Below are 21,071 nucleotides of genomic sequence, written 5' to 3' on the forward strand. Positions count from 1 at the left end.
TCTCCCCCGGGCAGGGGGAGAGGTGCCGAGCGAAGCGAGGCGGTGAGGGGGTGCTCTGCGGCGCTGCCGCATCGAGGGGCGATGCCCCATGATCACCTTCACTCCGTCCACCTCCGACGATGTCCTCTCCGTCGTCAGCTGGGCGGCCGCCGAGGAAACGCCGCTGGAAATCGTCGGCCACGGCTCCAAGCGCGCCATTGGCCGGCCGTTGCAGACCGAACACACGCTCGACCTGTCGGGCCTCACCGGCGTCACGCTCTACGAGCCGGAGGAGCTTGTGCTGTCGGCGCGCGCTGGCACGCCCATGGCCGATATTGAAAGGCTGGTCGCCGAAAAGGGGCAGGAACTCGCCTTCGAGCCAATCGACTACGGCCGGCTGCTCGGCGGCGAAGCCGGGCGCGGCACCATCGGCGGGACGCTCGCCGCCAATCTCGCCGGTCCGCGCCGGATCAAGGCGGGTGCGGCGCGCGATCACGTGCTCGGCATCCACGCCGTTTCCGGGCGCGGCGAAGCCTATAAATCAGGCGGGCGCGTGGTGAAGAACGTCACCGGCTACGATCTCTCGAAGGGTCTCGCCGGCTCGTGGGGCACGCTCGCCGTCGCCACCGACGTCACCTTCAAGGTGCTGCCGGCGGCCGAGACCGAGATCACGCTCGCCGTCCGCGATCTGCAGGACGCTGGGACGGCGGCCGCGCTTGCCGTCGCCATGGGGTCGAGCTGCGAGGTGTCGGGCGCGGCGCATCTGCCCGAGGGCATCGCCGACAAGGTGGCCGGCGGCGTGCTCGGCAACCGCCCGGCGACATTGATCCGCGTCGAGGGTTTTGGCCCATCGGTCGCCTATCGCGTCGCCAGGCTGAAGGAGCTTTTGGCGAGCGCGCCGGAGATCGATGAGATTCCGGCCGAGACCTCTCGCTCTATCTGGCGCGACATTCGTGACTGCATCCCCTTCGCCGACGGCACGCAAAAACCGGTCTGGCGTATCTCGGTCGCGCCGTCGGAGGGCTGGAAACTCGCGCTCGCGCTGCGCATGGAAGCGCCGGCCAGCGCCTTCTTCGACTGGCAGGGCGGGCTTGTCTGGTTGCGCATCGAAACCGGCGACGACCCGGAAGCGGACCTCGTGCGCCGTCTCGTCGTCAAATGCGGCGGCGGACATGCGACGCTGGTGCGCGCCAGTCCGACCTGGCGCAACACCATTGCCGTTTTCGAGCCGCAGCCGGCGCCGCTTGCCGCGCTCTCGCGGCGGCTGAAGAACGAGTTCGACCCGAAAGGCATCCTCAATCCCGGCCGCATGGCGGCAGGCTGAAACCCATGCAGACGACATTCTCCCCCGACCAGCTTGCCGATCCGCATGTCGCGGAATCGGAAAAGATCCTGCGCAAATGCGTGCATTGCGGCTTCTGCACGGCGACCTGCCCGACCTATGTGACGCTCGGCAACGAGTTGGATTCGCCACGCGGGCGCATCTATCTCATCAAGGACATGCTGGAGAACGACCGGCCGGCGGATGACGAGATCGTCACCCATATAGACCGCTGCCTCTCCTGCCTGTCCTGCATGACGACGTGCCCGTCTGGCGTGAATTACATGCATCTGGTCGATCACGCCCGCGCCCATATCGAAAAGACCTATCGTCGGCCGCTGATGGACCGGCTGGTCCGTTCGATCCTGGCGATGACGCTGCCCTATCCGGCGCGCTTCCGCGCCGCGCTGAAACTCGCCGCGCTCGGCCGGCCCTTTGAAAGGCTGCTCGGCTCGATCGGCGCGCTGAAGCCGCTATCGGCCATGCTCAGGCTCGCGCCGCGTGCGGTGCCGCCGGCGTCCGCGCTTACCGTGCCCGGTTCGCACGCCCCGAAGACGACCCCGCGCGGCCGCGTCGCCATCCTCACCGGCTGCGCCCAGCCGGTGCTCGATCCGGCCATCAACGACGCGACAGTCTCGCTGCTCAACCGCCTCGGCATCGAGGTGGTGTTCCCGGAAGGCGAGGGCTGCTGCGGCGCGCTCACCCATCATATGGGCCGCGAGGAGCAGGCGCTCGCCTTCGCGCGGCGAAACGTCGATGCGTGGACGTGCGAGATCGACAAGGGCCTCGACGCCATCATCATCACCGCGTCCGGTTGCGGCACCACAATCAAGGATTACGGCTTCATGCTCCGCCTCGATCCCGCCTATGCCGAAAAGGCCGCGCGCGTCTCGGCGCTCGCCAGGGACGTCACCGAATATCTGGCGACGCTCGACCTGCCCGAGCCGACGGTGAAAAGCGGCCTTGCCGTGGCCTACCACTCAGCCTGTTCCATGCAGCATGGCCAGAAGATCGTGCGCCAGCCGAAGGAGCTGCTGGCAAAGGCCGGTTTCGTCGTGCGCGAGCCGCGCGAAGGGCATCTGTGCTGTGGCTCGGCCGGCACCTACAACATATTGCAGCCGGAGATTTCCGCAAAACTGCGCGACCGCAAGGTGAGGAACATCGCCGCCACCGGCGCGGCCGTCGTCGCCACCGGCAATATCGGCTGCATCACGCAGATCGCCGACCGCGCCGGCATGCCGATCGTGCATACGATCAAGCTGCTTGACTGGGCCTATGGCGGCGAGAAGCCGGCCGGGATTGTCTGATTCCCCTTTCGCCGCAGGGCTTCTCAGGCGGCCGCGGGCCGTCCCGCCTCGGCGCGATTCCGCCGCCAGAGCATGAAGGCCACGCACATCCCGTACATGGTGATGCCGTAGACGCCGGAGGGCACGCTGATCGGCGAAACCTCGCCGCCGTGGTTGACGATCATCGAGCCGACCGTGACGCCCAGCGCGCCGTTCTTGATCCCGGTTTCGAGAGAGATCGCAGTCGCCTGACCCTCGTCGAGCGAAAACAGCCACGCCAGCACCAGGCCGCCGGCGAGCACCAGCGCGTTGAGCGTGATGACGCTCGGACCGAGGACAGGCAGGTTCTCGACGAACATGTTCCAGTTGATGGCGAGCACGACGCCGATCACCCCGATGACCAGCGCCAGCGCCAGCCGCGCCACCGCGCGGTCGATGGCAATGGCGAAGGCCGGCGCAAAGTGCCGGATCGCCATGGCTCCGCTCACCGGAAGGACGGCGAGCCCAAGCATCGACAGGGAAAGTCCCGTCACGTCGACATGCTCGGCTTCGACGCCCAGGAAATGCCCGGCGGCCATCTGCGCCAGCAACGGCATGGTGACGACGCAGAGCAGCGTGCTGACCGACATGACCGAGATCGACAGGGCGACGTCGCCATGGGCAAGGCGGGTGAAGATGTTCGCGGTCGCGCCGCCCGGGCACAGCGTCAGGATCACCAGCCCCAGCGCAAGTTCCGGCGACAGGTTCAGGCTGCGCGCCAGCAGGAAGCCGATCAGCGGCAGCATCACCATCTGCGAGAACAGGCCGACGGCGAACGCCTTGGGATGCGTGATGATCCGGCGAAAGTCGCTCACGACAAGCCCCAGGCCGAGCGAGAACATGATGACGAACAGCGTCAACGGCAGGAAGACGGTCACGAAGATGTCCAAGGCGGCCTCCCGGTGCGGAGTGGGTGATCTGTATCGTTACCGGAAAGCACTTGACTAAGTGTGAAACGGCCGGTTGCCGCCCGGAATGTGGAAAAGGCGGCCGCAGTCTCCCGCGCCGCCTTTCCGTCCGCCCGGCCCCATCCCCTGCGGCCGGCCGTATCCCCCTTTCGGGATCGAAGCTACATCACGACGACCTTCGCACCGACATTCACGCGCTCGTAGAGGTCGACCACATCCTCGTTACGCAGCCTTATGCATCCTGACGACACGTTGGTGCCGATCGTCCAGGGCGCGTTGGTGCCGTGGATGCGGTAGAGCGTGTCGCCGAGATACATGGCGCGCGCGCCGAGCGGATTGGCTGAACCTCCCTCCATGAAAGCCGGCAGGCTGCGGCCCTTGGCGCGTTCGCGCGCGATCATTTCCGCCGGGGGCCGCCAGTCCGGCCATTCCGCCTTGCGCGTGATGTTCTGCGTGCCCGTCCAGCCCATGCCTTCCTTGCCGACCCCGACGCCATACCGGCGCGCCTTGCCGTCGCCCTGCACGAGGTAGAGGAATTTCTGCGTGCTATCGATAACGATGGTGCCCGGCGCATAGCCGCTGTCGTACTCGACCTGCTGCGGCAGGAATTTCGGGTCCATCGCATGTTTCGCGGGCCGCTCGGCCGGCGCGCCGACAGCGGCGAGCGCGCGGTAGCTGCCGGCGCCCTGCCGCTGGCCCGAACGAGCCGTCGCCGAACGGGTCTGGCCGAAGGGCTGCACGAGCACCTCGCGATTCTGGCGGCGGACAGCCGTCGGCACGGTGCGCCGCGTCTGCCTGTTCTGCAACTGCATCACCCATGGCGCGGAAAGATCCGGGCTCACGAGCACCGGCGGGCGCGTGGCGTAGCGATCGCTCGCTTCCGCACCGCCTGCTGACATGACGATGGCAGCAATGGCTGCCGGCAACAGCATGGAGACCTTCATCATTCCGACCCCAACTCGTATGCTTCGGCGCTTGTGGCGCTGGCTCGGTTTTGCCGTTTCAGGGGAATCCAAATGGTGAATCGGGTTCCATAAAAGGCCGCCTGAGGCGTAAACCTTTTGGTGTGGTTACCGGCGCGTTCACCGGCGTGGTAAAGGCGGCGTAAAGGGCGTGACGGATTGGGTTGTCGATGGCGGACAAGACATTGATTGAAGGCGATGACGGAAAAATGCGTTGCCCGTGGCCGGGCAGCGACCCTTTCTACCGACGCTACCATGACGAGGAATGGGGCCGCCCCGTCACCGACGACATCCGCCTTTTCGAGAAGATATGTCTCGAAGGTTTCCAGTCCGGCCTTTCTTGGATCACCATCCTGCGCAAGCGCGAAAACTTCCGCGCCGCCTTCGACGGCTTCGATTTCCGCAAGGTCGCGCTCTATGGCGAGGCGGATGTCGAGCGGCTGGTGCAGGACGCCGGCATCGTGCGCCATCGCGGCAAGATCGTCTCGACCGTCAACAATGCCAAGCGCGCCATCGAACTGGTGGACGAGGCCGGCTCGCTCGCCGCCTTCTTCTGGAGTTTCGAGCCGGGCGCGCATGAACGGCCCGACACATTCTCATGGGAAGTGTTGTCCCGCCTCGGCAAGACCGAAATCTCGACGACCATCTCCAGGCAGTTGAAGAAGCGCGGCTGGACCTTCGTCGGTCCGACCACCGTCTACGCCTTCATGCAGGCGATGGGTCTGGTCAACGACCACATCGAAGGCTGCGTGTGCCGCGCCGAAGTGGAGACGATGCGGGCGCGCCTGAATAGGCCAACGCGGTAGGCTTTCATCGATCCCGGCTCTGCATTACATTCAATGCAGGAGCGACCATGACCAGACTGGAACGATTGCAGCGCGAGATCACCGAACTTCCGGCGGAAGAGCGCGCCCGCATACGCGAGTGGTTCGCGGAGCTCGATGGTGCCGATTGGGACGCGCGTTTCGAGACCGACGCCCTATCCGGAAAGCTTGATGCGCTTGCTGACGCAGCGCTTGCGGCTCATCGGGCCGGCAAGACGCGGCCGATGTGAAGCATTTCGCCACGCCTGAGTTCTGGGCGTCGCGGGAGGCACTTCCCGCTGCGATAAGGCAATTGGCCGACCGCAGTTTTGAGCGCCTGGAACGCGATCCGTCGCACCCCGCGCTGCGGCTGAAGAAAGTCGGGCGCTACTGGTCCGTACGCGTCGGGCTTCACTATCGCGCCCTTGCCGTCCGGGACGAGGACGATCTCATCTGGATCGGCACGCATGCCGAATATGATCGCCTGACCCGCTAAATCCCGCAGAGCGGATAACCCTTGTCGAGCAGTCCGCAGCGGCCGCCGGGCCCGCCGCAGGCGCTGACCAGAGCCGCGAGCGCGATCGCAACGAAGATCCCTCCGAGCATAATGCCTCCCCGGCGCGGCGAATGCGGCAGATGCTGCGCGTAACCCTTGCCGCTGCCACCCCTATCGTCTAGGACACGCCCGCTTCCCTACCACAGCCCGCGAGTACCGATCCATGGCCGAAAAATCGCAGAAGACGCTGGCGCGGCTGCCGCGCGGCTTCGTCGACCGCGGGCCGGAGGATATCCGCGCGGCCGAGAAGATGATGGCGAAGATCCGCGAGGTCTACGAGCTTTACGGCTTCGAGCCCGTCGACCAGCCGATGATCGAGTTCACCGACGCGCTGGGAAAGTTCCTGCCGGATCAGGACCGCCCGAATGAGGGCGTGTTCTCCTTCCAGGATGACGACGACCAGTGGCTGTCGCTGCGCTACGACCTCACCGCGCCGATGGCCCGCTACGTGGCGGAAAACTACGAAAAACTGGCAAAGCCCTATCGCAGCTATCGCGCGGGTTGGGTGTTCCGCAACGAGAAGCCGGGGCCGGGCCGTTTTCGCCAGTTCATGCAGTTCGATGCCGACACGGTCGGCACCCCGGGCGTCGCGGCCGATGCCGAGATGTGCATGATGATGGCGGACGTCATGGAGGCGCTGGGCATTCCGCGCGGCCAGTACGTCATCCGCGTCAACAACCGAAAAGTGCTGGACGGCGTGCTGGAGGCCATCGGCCTCGGCGGCGAGGAAAATGCCGGCCGCCGGCTCACCGTGCTCCGCGCCATCGACAAGCTGGACAAGTTCGGGCCGGAAGGCGTGCGCCTGCTGCTGGGCAAAGGCCGATGGGACGGCGGCAAGGAAGGCGAGGGCGATTTCACCAAGGGCGCTGGGCTGGATGAAAGACAGATCAAGCCGTTAATGGAGTTGGCCAAGTTCGAGGAGACCTTAAACGGAATCCGCTACAGTAACGCACTTGATTCGAAGATAGAGTTTCCTTTTCCCTTCAGAAGTCACCCCCGCGATTGGAATATCTATTCGGTGAATTCCCCTCATGATTCAGATCGCGTCAACGAGAAAGCAAAATCTCTTCTAGGCCTGATTGATGTGCCAGCCAATCTGGGAGAAATCTGGAATTTGGACAACCTGAGTCTTTTTGCGCTAACTTTTGAAGCGAATGATAAGATTGTCCAAGGCCTTAATGAACTCGCGGAAATTGCAGTACTTGCCGAGACCGCAGGTTATGGGGCAGATCGCATTCTCATAGACCCCTCCGTTGTGCGCGGCCTCGAATACTACACCGGCCCGGTCTTCGAGGCCGAACTGCTCGCTGAAATCCCCAACGAGGACGGCCAGATCGTGCGCTTCGGCTCGGTCGGCGGCGGCGGACGCTATGACGGGCTGGTCTCGCGCTTCCGGGGCGAGCCGGTGCCCGCGACGGGCTTTTCCATTGGCGTCTCGCGCCTGCTGACGGCGTTGAAGAACCTCGGCAAGCTCTCGGACGCCGAGACGGTCGGTCCGGTCGTGGTGCTGGTGATGGACCGCGATACGAAAAGCCTCGGCCGCTACCAGAAGATGGTCGCCGATCTCCGGCAAGCCGGCATCCGCGCCGAAATGTATCTCGGCGGCTCCGGCATGAAGCCGCAGATGAAATATGCCGACCGCAGGAAGGCGCCATGCGTCGTCATCCAGGGCGGCGACGAGCGCGCGAAAGGCGAGGTGCAGATCAAGGACATGATCGTCGGCGCAGCCCTTGCCGCCGAAATTTCCGGCCACGATGCCTACAAGGAGGCGCGGCCTGGTCAGGTGACCGTGCCGGAAAGCGAGCTTGTCGCCACCGTGCAGGGAATGCTCGCCGCGCAGAAGGCGGAACGCGGGTGATGATCGCGGATTTGACGATAGCGAAGGGTGGCGCTCTACGTTGCCCCCCTCTGTCCTGCCGGACATCTCCCCCGCAAGGGGGGAGATCGGCAGTTTTGACCTTATCGCCCGCCTCTCGACGTTGGCGATTGGCGAAAGCCGGGATAACGGCTGATCTCCCCCCTTGCGGGGGAGATGTCCGGCAGGACAGAGGGGGGCAACGTAGAGCGCTGTCTCTGCAAACGTCTCATTATAAAGCATGACCCTCCGCTATCCCGCCTCCGCCGACGCCATCCTCGCGCTCTTCGCCGAGCGCGAGGCGGAGCTTGTCGACGTGCCGATCATCCAGCCGGCCGATCCGTTCCTCGACATGGCGGGTGAGGATCTGCGCCGCCGCATCTTCCTCACCGAGAGCGAGACGGGCGAGACGCTTTGCCTGCGCCCGGAATTCACCATTCCCGTCTGCCTCGACCATATCGCCAAGCGCGCGGCGACCCCGCACCGCTATGCCTATCTGGGCGAGGTTTTCCGCCAGCGGCGCGAGGGCGGCAACGAATTCTTCCAGGCGGGCATCGAGGATCTGGGCGAAACCAGCACGGCGGAAGCGGACGCTCGCTCCATCGCCGACGCGCATGCGCTGCTCGCCGGCGCACTGCCCGGTCGAAAACTGTCGGTGACCTTGGGCGATCAGGCCGTGTTCGAGGCGGTGCTGGCCGCGCTCGGCTTGCCGCGCGGCTGGCAGAAACGCCTTGCCCGCGCCTTCGGTTCGCCGGCGCAGCTAGAGGCGGCGCTTGCCGATCTCGCCAACCCGCCGCGCAACGGCGTGCTGTCCGACGAGGCGGCGGAGCTTGTCGCCCTGCGCGACCACGAAGCCCTGTCCGGCGAAATCGCCGTCGCCATGCAGCGCGCCGGCCTGTCGGAGAGCTCCGGACGCGCGCCGCAGGATATCGCGCGTCGCCTCATCGAGAAGGCGGAACTGCGCAGCGTGCGCCTGTCGTCGGAAGCTTTTGAAGCGTTGCGGGCCTTCCTCGCCATCAAGGTGCCGCTGGCCGGGGCGGCTGCCGCCTTGTCGGATTTCGCGAAGGCGTCGGGCCTCAGCCTCGTGCGTTCGCTCGACGCCTTCTCGCGCCGTGTGGAGGCCATCGGCCGTCACGGGCAGGCGAGCGACGACATCGCCTATGACGCCGCCTTCGGCCGTCCGCTCGACTATTATACGGGCCTCGTCTTCGAGATATACGCCGGCGATGCGGCGCGGCCGCTGGCAGGCGGCGGACGCTACGACCGCCTGTTGACGCTCCTCGGCGCGGAAAGGCCGATCCCGGGCGTCGGCTTCTCCGTGTGGCTCGACCGGATTGAGGCGCTGCGGAAATGAGCGGGCGGTTTTATCCTTCGACCCCCACCCCTCACCCCTCCCCACAAGGGGGAGGGGAATTCGGCAAAGTCAGCGCCAAGATCGGCGAGCTGACGATACGGCTGACGTCCCCCTCCCCCTTGTGGGGAGGGGTGAGGGGCGGGGGTAGCTCCCGATCCATATGCAACGAGACGGCATCATGACCATCACGCTGGCATTGCCGTCCAAGGGCCGGCTCAAGGAGCAGGCGAGCGAACTCTTCGCGCGCGCCGGCCTCGCCATCGTGCAGACGGGCGACGAGCGCTCCTATCGCGCCCGCGTCGAGGGGCGCGACGACATCGAGGTGAAGCTGCTTTCGGCCTCCGAGATCGCCGCCGAGCTTGGCGCGGGCACGCTCGATCTCGGCGTCACCGGCGAGGACCTGATCCGCGAGAAGCTGACCGATTGCGACGCCCGCGTCGAGATCGCGGCGCGCCTGCCGTTCGGGTTCGCCGATGTCGTGGTGGCCGTCCCCGACTGCTGGTGGGACGTCGACACCATGGCAGACCTCGATGACGTGGCCGCCGATTTTCGCCAGCGCCACGGTCGCCGCCTGCGCATCGCGACCAAATACTGGCGGCTGACGCAGCAGTTCTTTTCGGGCGCGCACGGCATTCAGGTCTACCGCATCGTCGAAAGCCTCGGCGCAACGGAAGGCGCGCCGGCCTCCGGCTCCGCCGACGTCATCGTCGACATCACGACGACCGGGTCGACGCTGAAATCCAACCATCTCAAGGTGCTGTCGGACGGCGTCATCCTGCGTTCGCAGGCCTGTCTTGTCGCTTCGCGCCGCCAGCGCGATGCTACCGATATGCAGGCTGTGGCCGATATTTGCGGGCGTCTTCGCGCGGCTGCGTCCTGACACGCCGATCCTCGAACAAGCTCTGTTGTTTCAAAGGCTTGCGTCGAACCCCGGAATCGATGTTCGAGCCGGTTGAATCACTCTCGCAAGCACTTGAATCAGTTCCTGAGCGCGCGAGCCGGCAAAGAAAAAGCCCGGATAATTCCGGGCTTTAGGAAAGGTTACTAAACGTTTATCAGCGCCTGTTGATGGCGAATGCGCCGGGGCCGAACACGGCGAGCAGCAGGAAGCCGCCGGCGATTCCGAGGTTTTTCTGGAAGAACAGGGCCTGCGACATATCCGAGAAGTCGGTGTGGGCGATGAGGCTGGCCGCGATGGTGAAGATCGCGAGTGCCACGGCTGCGATGCGCGAATAGAAGCCGGCGAGCACGGCAAGGCCGCCGAAGAATTCCAGCAGGCCGACGACGACGGCGACGACCGTGGGGGCCGGCAGGCCCATCGAGCCGAACCAGCCCGCCGTGCCGCCGATGGCGGTCAGCTTGCCGAAGCCGGCGAGGATGAAGAGAACGGAAAGAAGGATGCGGCCGACGAGGACGGCGGCGGAGCCGGCGCCGCTGGTCGAGGCGGCAGGAGCGGTGGTGGAGAGGGACATGGGAGAACTCCGATGGATGACGGTCGCGATTGACTAGCGAATCCCGTCATTCATCGAAAGAGCACGCAAGACGACAGATCGTTCGCTGAAATCGAACGATGATCGCCTGTACCTCAGCCTCAGCCGGGGCGCGTCATGTCCCCCGGCACGACCAGCCGGTCGAAATCCGCGTCGCTGATATAACCGCCGCCGACCGCTTCCTCGCGCAGCGTGGTGCCGTTCTTGTGCGCCGTCTTGGCGATCTTGGCGGCGTTGTCGTAGCCGATGGTCGGCGCCAGCGCCGTCACCAGCATCAGCGAGCGCTCGAGCGCGGCCTTGATGTTGTCCTCGCGCGCCTCGATGCCGGCGACGCAATTGTCGGTGAAGGAGACTGCGGCGTCCGCCATCAGTTGCACCGACTGCAGGAAGTTGTAGGCCATCAGCGGGTTGTAGACGTTGAGCTCGAAATGGCCCTGACTGCCTGCGAAGGTCAGCGCCGCATTGTTGCCGAACACCTGCACGCAGACCTGCGTCAGCGCCTCGCACTGCGTCGGGTTGACCTTGCCGGGCATGATCGAGGAGCCCGGCTCGTTCTCCGGCAGGGAGAGCTCGCCGAGGCCGGAGCGCGGCCCGGAGCCGAGGAAGCGGATGTCGTTGGCGATCTTGTAGAGCGCGGCCGCCGCGGCGTTGATTGCGCCATGCGAGAAGACCATCGAATCGTGCGCGGCCAGCGCCTCGAACTTGTTCGGCGCGGTCTTGAAGTCTAGTCCGGTGATCGCGGCGATCGCGGCGGCCACCTTCTCGTCGAAGCCGACCGGCGCGTTGAGCCCGGTGCCGACCGCCGTGCCGCCTTGCGCCAGTTCCATCAGGCCGGGCAAGGTCATCTCGATGCGCTTGATCGAGGATGCGACCTGCGCGGCATAGCCACCGAACTCCTGGCCGAGGGTGAGGGGGGTCGCGTCCTGCGTGTGGGTGCGACCGATCTTGACGATATGGTCGAAAGCCTTGGCCTTGGCGTCCAGCGCGGCGTGCAGGTGTTTTAGCGCCGGCAGCAGGTCGTGCACGATGCGCTCGGCGCAGGCGATATGCATGGCCGTCGGATAGCTGTCGTTCGACGACTGGCTCATGTTCACATGGTCGTTCGGGTGGACCGGCTTCTTCGAGCCCTTCTCGCCGCCCAGCATCTCGATGGCGCGGTTGGAGATCACCTCGTTGGCGTTCATGTTGGACTGCGTGCCGGAGCCCGTCTGCCAGACGACCAGCGGAAAGTGGTCGTTCAGCTTGCCGTCGATCACTTCCTGCGCGGCGTCCACGATCGCCTTGCCGATCTTCGGATCGAGCCGGCCGAGTTCCATGTTCACTTCCGCGGCGGCGCGCTTGACGATGCCCAGCGCCCGCACCACCGACAGCGGCTGCTTTTCCCAGCCGATCCTGAAGTTGCCGCGCGAGCGTTCGGCCTGCGCGCCCCAATAGCGGTCCGACGCGACCTCGATCGGGCCAAACGTATCGGTTTCGGTTCTCGTCGTCTTGGTCACCGCAATCTCCAGTCCTGAAAATATGGCGATGCCGTATCGCGTCGCACAATGGCCTTCAAGCGGAGATTGGCGGGTGAGGGAAGCCTAATCGTTTGAAGTATGGAGCCTGTCAGGTGCCGCGCCGGCCGAAGCCGCCGGGAGAGGTCGGGCGGCGGCTGGAGAGCTGGGCGACCGGCACCGGCGCCGTGGTTCGCGCCGCCGGCGCGGTGCTCTGGCGGGGCATGCGCTCGGCCTGCATCTTCGCGATATGGGCTTCCAGCTCGTCGGCGAAACCGTCCATGCCGCCGGGCGGCGGGCCGAAGCGGTTGCCGCCGCGCGTTCCTTCGAGCACGCCGCATTCCACGATCTGCCAGATCGGCCCGATGATGGGCACGAAGATCATGAGGAACCACACCCAGGACTTGTCCCGGTCGTGGAGTCGCTTCACCGTGCCGGCAAGGTTGATCCAGACCGAGAGCACGACCGCGCACAGTATCGCGATGCCCACGCTCAAGCCGCCATTGGAGAGTTCGCCGGTGGCGTGCTCGACGGAGGGATCGACCGCCTCGACGAAGATGGCGAACGCCCCGATCACGACCACCCACACCATGAGGATGGCGAATTGCGACAGCCACCATTTGGCGCGGCCGATCCGGCCTGAAAAGCTGAAGAGAATATCCATGGATGCACCCCTTGCCAGAGGGGCCATCCTGCGCATGCCAAGGTAAATCGCCGTTCAAGGACGGCCCGCATCCGACGCGTCGAGGCAATGTCTTTGCGGTGGCGGTTAATGGCGAGGGAATGAAATAGGTGCAATGCGCGCCGATTGTGCCTCACAAACAGCAAGGGCGGCTGCCGCCGCCCTTGTCCGGAAGATCAGGCCTCGACCGTCAAAGGGAGTCCTTGATCTTCTGCTTTGCGTTGCCAAAGCCTTTCTGGACCTTGCCGGCGGTCTTTTCGACCGCGCCTTCGGCTTCCATCTGCCGGTTGCCTGTCGCCTTGCCGGCGGCCTCCTTGACGGCGCCCTTGACCTGTCTGGCTGCGCCCTTGATCTGATCCTTGTTCACCATGACGAACGCTCCGTGGACGGCGATGCTGTTTCTGGAAATCGGGGTCGCCGACAATAAAAAGCCTCCCGTTCCACATGAATGGACAGGAGGCTCTTTGTCTTTGCTGTCTTTCCTGATTTCTCGTTCCAGACTGCTTCGACATCCAGAGAACCCACCAGCTCGCGATAGGTTCCGACTTTCCGGAAAAAAATTTGCGGGCAATCGTTTCCAGTGTCCACCGAGGGAAACGAGCTTCCGCCCTGCCTGTCCGGGCCTCGTTCACAACGCCTCGGCTGCCAGCCGCTCGCACCAGTGGGCAAGGCGTTCCTTCAGCTTCTTGCCCTGGATGTAGCTGTCCTCCTCCGGCAAACGTTCGATTTCCTCGTAGGCAAGGGAAGTTCGGCCATGCTCGCAATATGCCGCCTGGAGGCTGGGCCGGTGCATGCTCCCGAGACGCAGGCTGAACCACAGCCGGGCCTCGACCGTGCTCAGATCCGGCGCGGCGCCCGCCCAGCATTGCCCGGTTGCACTGCAGCGCACGGCATAGATGCCCGCGACGACCTTGCGTTCCTTATAGGCCGCGATCGCAGCCTTCCGTTGCTCGCCGCGCATCGGCTTTCTCCTGTTCTTGCGGTTTGGAAACAGATCTCCTATTATCATCCGGGTAATAATCGTTCAATAGTTTTACCCGGATGATTTCAGGAGTGGTCTCATGTCCGATCTCGCAGCCTTGCCGGCAACGGCGTTTCGGGCGGAAAAAATGCTTGCGGCAGGTCCGCTTCACCGCGTCGCATTGGCCGTGAAGAGCGCGACCGAGGCAGCGCCCGACCTGCCGGTGCTGGTCTTCGATGACGGCACCGGAAAGGTGATCGATCTCGATCTTCGGGGCGACGATGCGGAAATCCTCGCGCGGCTCCGGGAAGGGAACGATATCGCGGAAGCGGAGGTCTTGCCCGGCCAGCCGCCGTCAAGGCGCGGAAGGCCGAAACTCGGCGTCGTGGCCCGCGAGGTGACGCTTCTGCCGCGCCATTGGGAATGGCTGGCCGAGCAGCCGGGCGGAACCTCAAACGCATTGCGGCGGCTGACCGAGTTGGCGATGCGCGCCGATCCCGGCGAGGGGAGGCTGCGCGCCCGCCGGGAGGCAGCCTACCGCTTCATGTCCGCGATGGCCGGCAATCTTGCCGGTTTCGAGGAAGCGATCCGCGCCCTGTTCGCTGGGGATCGGGACCGTTTCGCAACATACGCCGAAAGCTGGCCCGCGGATATTCGCGCCTATGCGGAACGGCTGGCGTGGGGCGAACCGCTCCTGACCGACACAAACGGCTGAGCACAAAGAAAAAGGGCGGTCTTTCGACCGCCCTCGCATGATCCATCCGGATCGGCGTGCTGATGGATTTCCTTAGAAATCCATGCCGCCACTTCAGCCCGCAAGCGGGCTGAAGCAACTTTGTCCGATGGGCGTGCTAATGGATTTCCTTAGAAATCCATGCCGCCCATGCCGCCCATGCCGCCGCCCGGCATAGCCGGCATCGGGGCGTCCTTCTTCGGAGCCTCGGCGATCATGGCCTCGGTGGTGACCAGCAGGCCGGCGACCGAAGCCGCATCCTGAAGGGCGGTGCGCACGACCTTCACCGGGTCGACGATGCCCAGCGCGATCAGGTCGCCATACTCGCCCGTCTGGGCGTTGTAGCCGAAGTTGGCGGCCTTGTTCTCGAGGATCTTGCCGGCCACGATCGAGGCTTCCGCACCGGCGTTGGCCGCGATCTGACGGGCCGGAGCCTGCAGCGCCTTGCGCACGATGTTGATGCCGGCGGTCTGATCGGCATTGGCGCCCGAAGCCTTGATGGCGGCCGTGGCGCGCAGCAGGGCGACGCCGCCGCCCGCAACGATGCCTTCCTCGACGGCCGCGCGGGTCGCGTTGAGGGCGTCGTCGACGCGATCCTTCTTCTCCTTGACCTCGATCTCGGTCGCGCCGCCAACGCGGATGACGGCGACGCCGCCAGCCAGCTTCGCCAGACGCTCCTGCAGCTTCTCGCGGTCGTAGTCCGAGGTGGTCTCCTCGATCTGCTGCTTGATCTGGGCGACGCGGCCCTGGATCTCGGCCTTCTTGCCGGCGCCGTCGACGATCGTGGTGTTCTCCTTGGCGATCGACACCTTCTTGGCGCGGCCGAGCATGTTGAGCGTCGACGTTCTCGAGCTTGATGCCGAGGTCTTCCGAGATCACCTGGCCGCCGGTGAGGATCGCGATGTCCTCGAGCATGGCCTTGCGGCGGTCGCCGAAGCCCGGAGCCTTGACGGCGGCGATCTTCAGGCCGCCGCGCAGCTTGTTGACGACGAGCGTGGCGAGCGCCTCGCCCTCGACGTCCTCGGCGATGATGAGCAGCGGCTTGGAGGTCTGCACGACGGCCTCGAGGACCGGCAGCATGGCCTGCAGGTTGGACAGCTTCTTCTCGTGGAGCAGGATGTAGGCGTCCTCGAGCTCGGCGACCATCTTGTCCGGGTTGGTGATGAAGTACGGCGACAGGTAGCCGCGGTCGAACTGCATGCCCTCGACGACTTCCAGCTCGGTCTCGGCGGTCTTGGCTTCCTCGACGGTGATGACGCCCTCGTTGCCGACCTTCTGCATCGCCTCGGCGATCATCTTGCCGACCGACTCGTCGCCATTGGCCGAGATGGTGCCGACCTGCGCGACCTCGTCGGAGGTCTTGATCTTCTTCGCGGCCTTGGAGAGGGCGGCGACGACTTCCGTCACGGCCAGGTCGATACCGCGCTTCAGGTCCATCGGGTTCATGCCGGCGGCGACGGCCTTGTGGCCTTCCTGGACGATCGCCTGGGCGAGAACGGTGGCGGTGGTGGTGCCGTCGCCGGCGATGTCGTTGGTCTTCGAAGCGACTTCGCGGACCATCTGCGCGCCCATGTTCTCGAACTTGTCGGCAAGCTCGATTTCCTTGGCGACGGTCACGCCGTCCTTGGTGATGCGCGGAGCGCCGAACGACTTGTCGATGACGACGTTGCGGCCCTTCGGACCGAGCGTCACCTTCACCGCGTCGGCGAGAACGTTGACGCCGTGCAGCATGCGCTCACGGGCGTCGCGGGAGAATTTTACGTCTTTGGCAGCCATTTTCTACTCCTGGGCCGGAGGCCCGAATTTGCTACGGATGGTGCGGATGGAGGGAATCGATCAGCCGATGATGCCCATGATGTCGGATTCCTTCATGATCAGAAGGTCCTCGCCATTGAGCTTCACTTCGGTGCCCGACCACTTGCCGAACAGGACGCGGTCGCCGGCCTTGACGTCCAGCGGAACCAGCTTGCCGGCCTCGTCGCGAGCGCCCGAACCGACGGCGACGACTTCGCCTTCCTGCGGCTTTTCCTTGGCGGTGTCCGGGATGATGATGCCGCCTTTGGTCTTCTCTTCGGAATCGACGCGCTTGACGACCACGCGGTCATGAAGCGGGCGGAACTTCGACTTTGCCATGTGAAACTGTCCTCGACACGGATGATGAAATCGCTTTTTCCCGGTCTCGCCGGGGCGTTAGCACTCACTTGTAAAGAGTGCTAACGCGGCGCTGACATAGGCGGGCGGGAAAAATCTGTCAAGGGCGGGAAGGGCGGTCGGCAGGCAAAATTTGCTATGTCGCGGTGCCGTTACGAACCGTTGTTCCGCTGGCCACCCGCACTTAGGAATGCGGACGCGGATCTGCAAGGGCCGGGCCGAGACATTGCGGATGGGCGGCGTCGCCCTCCGCCCGCTGCTGGAGGATCATCCGACGATGCGGAGATTCGACAGCTCGTCCGCGATTTCCTTGAATTTTTCCGACAGGTTGCTGCCGGTCGCGTTCCAGAAGAGCTTAGCGGGTTTTGACGCGTCGGTCGGGTCCTTGCGGAAGCGCGAGTCCGACGAGCAGTTCTTGAGACCCTGGATCTGCGCCGCATCCGCCGTCTTGGTGGCGTTGAGATCGAGCGCGACCGTCATCACCAGCACCTTGCTGTCCTTGGCGTTGGCGCAGACCTTCGCCATCTGCTCGTTGAGGGCGTTGGTGTAGTTGCCGTTCGAATAGTCGAACTGGCCGATCGAGCCCGACGTGCCCATGAAAAGGCGCGGCGTGCTGGTGCCGTTGTAGCCCGGCTTCAGATAGCCGTAGGCCGAATAGGTCGACTTCGAGTCGGCGGGGTCCGAATAGCCGAGCGACGACGGCGTATAGTAGGTGTTCGCGCCGTCGGTCAGCACGATGATCACCTTGTCGTTGCCGCGCTCGGTTTCGGCGCGTCCGCCGGTGAACGGCTCCGTGCTGGAAAGCGTCCGCCAGCCCCATGCGAGACCTTCGGGCACGTTGGTCGCGCCATTCGGCGCCATGGCGTCGATGGCGGTCTTGATGGCGCTCAGGCCTTCCGGCTTGGTCACGTCCACCAGTTCGGTGAGGGGTGCGGTGGTGCAGCTGTAGTTCGGACCGCTGCCCTGCGGCGAGGTGGCGCCATAGGGGCGGACATCGAAGTATTTGCCCATGTTCTTGAGCCGGGTCGTGCCCGTGCTCTCGGTGCCGTCATTCCACCAGTTGTTCGAAGCGCTGAAATTGTCGGGCGTGCTGTCTTCCGCCGTGGCCCAGCGGTCGCCGGGCTCGTCGGGCCCGAACATCGGCACAAACATGGTGGCCGCATCGCCGCTGATGGCGCCGCCCTCGTTCAGTGCCGCATTCGCCGGCTCGTCGTTCACATTGTAGGGGTAGGGTCGTGCCTCCACGCATCCCTGCCAGCTGGCGAAGCCGGTTATCGTCTCGTCGTAGTAGCCAGTGTCCTGCCAGCGGCCCTTGGTGCATCGGCCTCTGCTATCGTAGTTCGTGCAGACATATTCCTGTCCCGTCACCACCCACTCGCGCGAGCTGACGTGCTTCATGTCCTTGTAGAGCGTGAAGCGCGACAGGATCTCGCCTTCCTCTCCGCCCCAGCCGGTACCGACCTTGCGCCAGACGCCGTTCGACTTCACCGCGCGCCTGTCGCCGCTCGACATCGACGCCCAGTTGAAGTTTTCGTGGTGGACGGGCGAGATGCCGTTGGTGTCCATCCACGCCTTGCCGGCGTTCTGCGGGCCTACATTCACCGACGCCGCGAACGGCACCAGGCTGAACTGCACCGGCTTCTCGATCTGCTTGATCAGGTTGGCCTGCAAGGCGAGCGTGTCGACGAGCTGCTTGGCGGCCGTCTTCAGAAGGTCGATGCGCTTCTGGCCGGAACCCGAACCGAGGTCACTCATCGAGCCGGAATTGTCGAGCACGAGCGCCACTTCCAGCGTGTTCTTCAGGCGGATTTCGGTGCTGGCGGCGATAGCGATATTGTCGGTGCCGCCGCCCTCTCCGCCGTCCAGCATGTCCGTGAAGATATTGTAGAAGTACGGCTTGTAGTTGAGATGAGCCGAGAGTTTCAGCGTGCCGCCGCCAGCCTGGTTCGAGGGCAGCCTGACATTCAGCGTCACATTCGCCGGATCGACGGCATTGGCGAGATTGGTCTTGAAGAATTCGTTGGCGTACTGGACGACCTGCGTGTCCGTTGCGCCGGAAACGATATAGCGCGCCGTCGCGATGCCGGCCGCGTCGAGCGCGTTGAGCGTTGCCTGTCTCTGGCTGCTGATCTCGTGATAGTCGACGGCCATGGCGAGGCCGCCCATGATCGGCACGAGCATGATGGCGAACAGCATGCCATAGTTGCCGCGCCGGTCCTTCCAGAACTTCCGCATTTGTGCTTTCGCCCTTCGACGGCGATTGTCGCCGCAAGCCCGCAGCGAACCTTAGAGCAAAGGGCTGAAAGGCTGGTTTTCGCGGATCGTCGCATTGTGTTGCGCGATTTGACCGGCCGTTAACCAAGGCGCGGCTCTTACCGGAGTCTGCGGCCCAAAAAGAAACGCCCCGCCGGAGCGGGGCGCGTCTGGATTCTGGGAAGGATCAGCCGACGAAGCGCAGGTTGGCGAGTTCGTCCGCGATCTCCTTGAAGGTCTGCTGGAGCGTTGCGCCCGTGGCGTTCCAGAACAGCTTCTTGCCCTTGCTCAGATCCGCCGGATCGCGGGCGTAGCGTGACCGCGACGCGCACTGCTTGAGCATGTCGAGCTGCTCCTGGGTCTGCTTCTTCTCGGCGGCGGTGGCCGTTTTCGAGGGGTCGCTGGGTTTCTTGTTCGGGTCGAGGTCCAGAGCGACCGTCATGACGATGATGTTCGCTCCCGTGCCGCCTGTATCGCCGCCATTGGCGTTCTCGCAGGCTTTCAGGAACTGCTCGTTCATCGCATTGGTATAGGTCGCGTTGGTGTAGTCCTTGGTGACCGAACTGGTCGTGCCGGAATAGATGCGGCCGGCCGTGTTGTCGGCGAGACGGGCATAGCCGTAGGCCGAATAGGTCGACCTGTTGTCCGCCGTGTCGGAAGCCCCGAGGGAGGACGGCGTATAGTAGGTGTTGGCGCCGTCGGTCAGCACGATGATGACCTTGTCGTTTCCGCGCTCGGTTTCCGAACGGCCGCCCGTGAACGGCGCCTGGCTCGACAGCGTGCGCCAGCCCCAGACGAGACCCTCCGGCACGTTGGTGGCGCCGTTGGCGGCCATCGCGGTGATGGCGTTCTTGACCTTGGTCGCCCCGGCTTCCGTGGTAACGTCGGTCAGCTCGGTGATCGCGGTCGTGGTGCAGCTCGCGTTCGGTCCCTTGTCGCCGCTTGGAAGCGACGCATCCTTGGGCAACGGCACGTAGTATTTCGCGGCGCTCCGCTGGCGGCCCTTCGCCTGCGTGCTATTGACGGTATTGTTGGACCACTGGTCGTTCCACCATGTGTTGTAGGCGCTGAAATTGACGAGATTGTCGTTGCTGCTGGCGTTGTAGTTGTAGTCGCCTGCTTCGTCGGGCGCGAACATTGGCACGAAGAGTGTCGATGGAACTCCGGAGGTGGCCGCCTCGTCATTCGTGTTGTAGGGACTGGGCCGGGTTTCGACGCAGCCCGCCCATGGCACGTCGAGTGCCTGCAACGTCTGTGAAGAACAGTTCCTGCCGCTGCAGACATAACGCTGCATGTCGTCGAACAACGTGAAGCGGGAGACCGTCTGACCGGCCTGACTTCCCCAGTCCGAGCCGACCTTGACGTACTTGCCGCTCGCGTCCTTCTGCACCTTTTTGTTGCCGGTCATCGTCGACCAGTCGAAGTTTTCATGATGGATCGGCGATATACCGGTCGTGTCCATCCACGCGGCATTCTTGTTGCTCGATCCTACATTCACCGACGCGGCGAACGGCACCACCGAGAACTGCACCGGCTTCTCGACCTGCTTCATGATCTGGGCGGTCGCGGCAAGCTTGTCGACAAGGTCCTTCGCGGCGGATTTCAGCAGGTCGATGCGCTTCTGGCTCGAGCCTGTGCCGTAATAGTCCATCGAGCCCGAATTATCGAGCACCAGCGCCACTTCCACCGTGTTCTTCAGCTGCACTTCCGAGGAAGCCTGGAATTCGAGCGGACCGTTGTCCACCACGCGCGTCCGGTCGAGCAGCGCCATGAAGGGCGGCAGGAACTGGGCCTTGTAGCGGAGATGCGCCACCATCTTGACGCGCCCGCCGCCATTGATGTTGGTGGGCAGATAGACTTCGAGATCGACATCCTCCGGCTTCACGCCGCCGAGATTCGCGTCGAAGAATTCGCGGGCGTATTCCCGCACCACGGTTTCGGAGGCGCCTTCGAGGATGCGCCGGGCCGTGGCCATGTTCGCCGCGTCGAGCGCGTTGAGCGTGTCCTGCCTCTGCCGCGACATGTCGGTATAATCGATGGCGAGCGCCAGTCCGCCCAGGATCGGCACCATGGCGATGCCGGTGAGCATGGCGAAATTGCCGCGAGTATCGCGTAAAAATCTGCGTAACATGGGAGCTGCCCCTGCCAGCTTTTGAAAACGATGGGACAGGTTGACACGGAATCTTTAAATTCCCGCTTCCGGAAAGCGTTAAAACGAGCTGAACGCAGGCGATGAACCGTTTAC

Annotated in this window: 19 protein-coding genes and 1 pseudogene; 9 read left to right on the forward strand and 11 right to left on the reverse strand. The window is 64.5% G+C overall.

Annotated features, from left to right (window positions below):
• Positions 1 to 88 precede the first annotated feature (88 nt).
• Positions 89 to 1,303: a glycolate oxidase subunit GlcE gene (gene glcE / locus M9955_14420; GenBank protein ID MCO5082834.1), complete on the forward strand. Its 1,215-nt coding sequence runs from the start codon at positions 89 to 91 to the stop codon at positions 1,301 to 1,303.
• 5 nt (positions 1,304 to 1,308) lie between these two features.
• Positions 1,309 to 2,607, forward strand: coding sequence for a glycolate oxidase subunit GlcF (gene glcF, locus M9955_14425; protein ID MCO5082835.1), 1,299 nt, complete (start codon positions 1,309 to 1,311; stop codon positions 2,605 to 2,607).
• 23 nt (positions 2,608 to 2,630) lie between these two features.
• Here glcF and M9955_14430 read toward each other — a convergent pair whose 3' ends face one another.
• Both M9955_14430 and M9955_14435 read right to left on the reverse strand, forming a co-directional pair.
• Positions 2,631 to 3,515: a bile acid:sodium symporter family protein gene (locus M9955_14430; GenBank protein MCO5082836.1), complete on the reverse strand. Its 885-nt coding sequence runs from the start codon at positions 3,513 to 3,515 to the stop codon at positions 2,631 to 2,633.
• Between the two features lie 179 nt (positions 3,516 to 3,694).
• Positions 3,695 to 4,477: a L,D-transpeptidase gene (locus M9955_14435; GenBank protein MCO5082837.1), complete on the reverse strand. Its 783-nt coding sequence runs from the start codon at positions 4,475 to 4,477 to the stop codon at positions 3,695 to 3,697.
• A 188-nt stretch (positions 4,478 to 4,665) separates the two neighbouring features.
• Between M9955_14435 and M9955_14440 the strand changes: the two genes are divergently transcribed.
• The 6 genes from M9955_14440 (at position 4,666) to hisG (ending at position 9,943) form a co-directional block, all read left to right on the forward strand.
• On the forward strand, positions 4,666 to 5,301 hold the full coding sequence (locus M9955_14440; GenBank protein ID MCO5082838.1) for a DNA-3-methyladenine glycosylase I: 636 nt from the start codon (positions 4,666 to 4,668) through the stop codon (positions 5,299 to 5,301).
• Positions 5,302 to 5,348: 47 nt separating this feature from the next.
• Positions 5,349 to 5,549, forward strand: coding sequence for a hypothetical protein (locus M9955_14445; GenBank protein ID MCO5082839.1), 201 nt, complete (start codon positions 5,349 to 5,351; stop codon positions 5,547 to 5,549).
• The gene (locus tag M9955_14450; protein ID MCO5082840.1) at positions 5,546 to 5,794 is read left to right on the forward strand and encodes a hypothetical protein; all 249 of its coding nucleotides are present in this window, start codon (positions 5,546 to 5,548) and stop codon (positions 5,792 to 5,794) included. The genes M9955_14445 and M9955_14450 overlap by 4 nt, the downstream gene beginning before the upstream one ends.
• A 223-nt stretch (positions 5,795 to 6,017) precedes the next feature.
• A complete protein-coding gene (locus tag M9955_14455; protein ID MCO5082841.1) occupies positions 6,018 to 7,712 on the forward strand; it encodes a histidine--tRNA ligase family protein in 1,695 nt (564 codons plus the stop codon).
• 238 nt (positions 7,713 to 7,950) lie between these two features.
• Positions 7,951 to 9,063, forward strand: coding sequence for an ATP phosphoribosyltransferase regulatory subunit (locus M9955_14460; GenBank protein ID MCO5082842.1), 1,113 nt, complete (start codon positions 7,951 to 7,953; stop codon positions 9,061 to 9,063).
• Positions 9,064 to 9,241: 178 nt separating this feature from the next.
• Positions 9,242 to 9,943 carry an ATP phosphoribosyltransferase gene (hisG, locus tag M9955_14465; GenBank protein MCO5082843.1) on the forward strand — a complete coding sequence of 234 codons (702 nt, stop codon included), beginning with the start codon at positions 9,242 to 9,244 and terminating at the stop codon, positions 9,941 to 9,943.
• A gap of 175 nt (positions 9,944 to 10,118) precedes the next feature.
• Here hisG and M9955_14470 read toward each other — a convergent pair whose 3' ends face one another.
• The 5 genes from M9955_14470 to M9955_14490 all read right to left on the reverse strand — a co-directional run bounded on the left by M9955_14470 (position 10,119) and on the right by M9955_14490 (position 13,689).
• The gene (locus tag M9955_14470) at positions 10,119 to 10,535 is read right to left on the reverse strand and encodes a DoxX family protein (protein MCO5082844.1); all 417 of its coding nucleotides are present in this window, start codon (positions 10,533 to 10,535) and stop codon (positions 10,119 to 10,121) included.
• Between the two features lie 119 nt (positions 10,536 to 10,654).
• Entirely contained in the window at positions 10,655 to 12,055 is a 1,401-nt protein-coding gene (fumC, locus tag M9955_14475; protein MCO5082845.1) for a class II fumarate hydratase, read from the reverse strand.
• 103 nt (positions 12,056 to 12,158) lie between these two features.
• A complete protein-coding gene (locus M9955_14480; protein MCO5082846.1) occupies positions 12,159 to 12,710 on the reverse strand; it encodes a DUF805 domain-containing protein in 552 nt (183 codons plus the stop codon).
• A gap of 208 nt (positions 12,711 to 12,918) precedes the next feature.
• A complete protein-coding gene (locus M9955_14485; GenBank protein ID MCO5082847.1) occupies positions 12,919 to 13,098 on the reverse strand; it encodes a CsbD family protein in 180 nt (59 codons plus the stop codon).
• Positions 13,099 to 13,356: 258 nt separating this feature from the next.
• Positions 13,357 to 13,689 (reverse strand): GIY-YIG nuclease family protein, encoded by a 333-nt coding sequence (locus tag M9955_14490; GenBank protein MCO5082848.1) that lies wholly within the window; start codon positions 13,687 to 13,689, stop codon positions 13,357 to 13,359.
• A 100-nt stretch (positions 13,690 to 13,789) separates the two neighbouring features.
• On the opposite strand from M9955_14490, the gene M9955_14495 reads away from it, so the two are divergent.
• The gene (locus tag M9955_14495; GenBank protein MCO5082849.1) at positions 13,790 to 14,404 is read left to right on the forward strand and encodes a DUF2239 family protein; all 615 of its coding nucleotides are present in this window, start codon (positions 13,790 to 13,792) and stop codon (positions 14,402 to 14,404) included.
• A 149-nt stretch (positions 14,405 to 14,553) separates the two neighbouring features.
• Here M9955_14495 and groL read toward each other — a convergent pair.
• The 4 genes and pseudogenes from groL to M9955_14515 form a co-directional block, all read right to left on the reverse strand.
• Positions 14,554 to 16,198, reverse strand: a pseudogene (gene groL, locus M9955_14500) (chaperonin GroEL).
• Positions 16,199 to 16,258: 60 nt separating this feature from the next.
• Positions 16,259 to 16,555, reverse strand: coding sequence for a co-chaperone GroES (groES, locus tag M9955_14505; protein MCO5082850.1), 297 nt, complete (start codon positions 16,553 to 16,555; stop codon positions 16,259 to 16,261).
• A 285-nt stretch (positions 16,556 to 16,840) separates the two neighbouring features.
• Complete coding sequence (locus M9955_14510; GenBank protein MCO5082851.1) at positions 16,841 to 18,808, reverse strand: pilus assembly protein; 1,968 nt, start codon at positions 18,806 to 18,808, stop codon at positions 16,841 to 16,843.
• Positions 18,809 to 19,013: 205 nt separating this feature from the next.
• Positions 19,014 to 20,957, reverse strand: a complete 1,944-nt coding sequence (locus M9955_14515; protein MCO5082852.1) for a pilus assembly protein TadG-related protein — start codon at positions 20,955 to 20,957, stop codon at positions 19,014 to 19,016.
• Positions 20,958 to 21,071: the final 114 nt, after the last annotated feature.

The organism is Rhizobiaceae bacterium (assembly GCA_023953845.1).
In the GTDB taxonomy this organism is placed as follows: domain Bacteria; phylum Pseudomonadota; class Alphaproteobacteria; order Rhizobiales; family Rhizobiaceae; genus Arvimicrobium.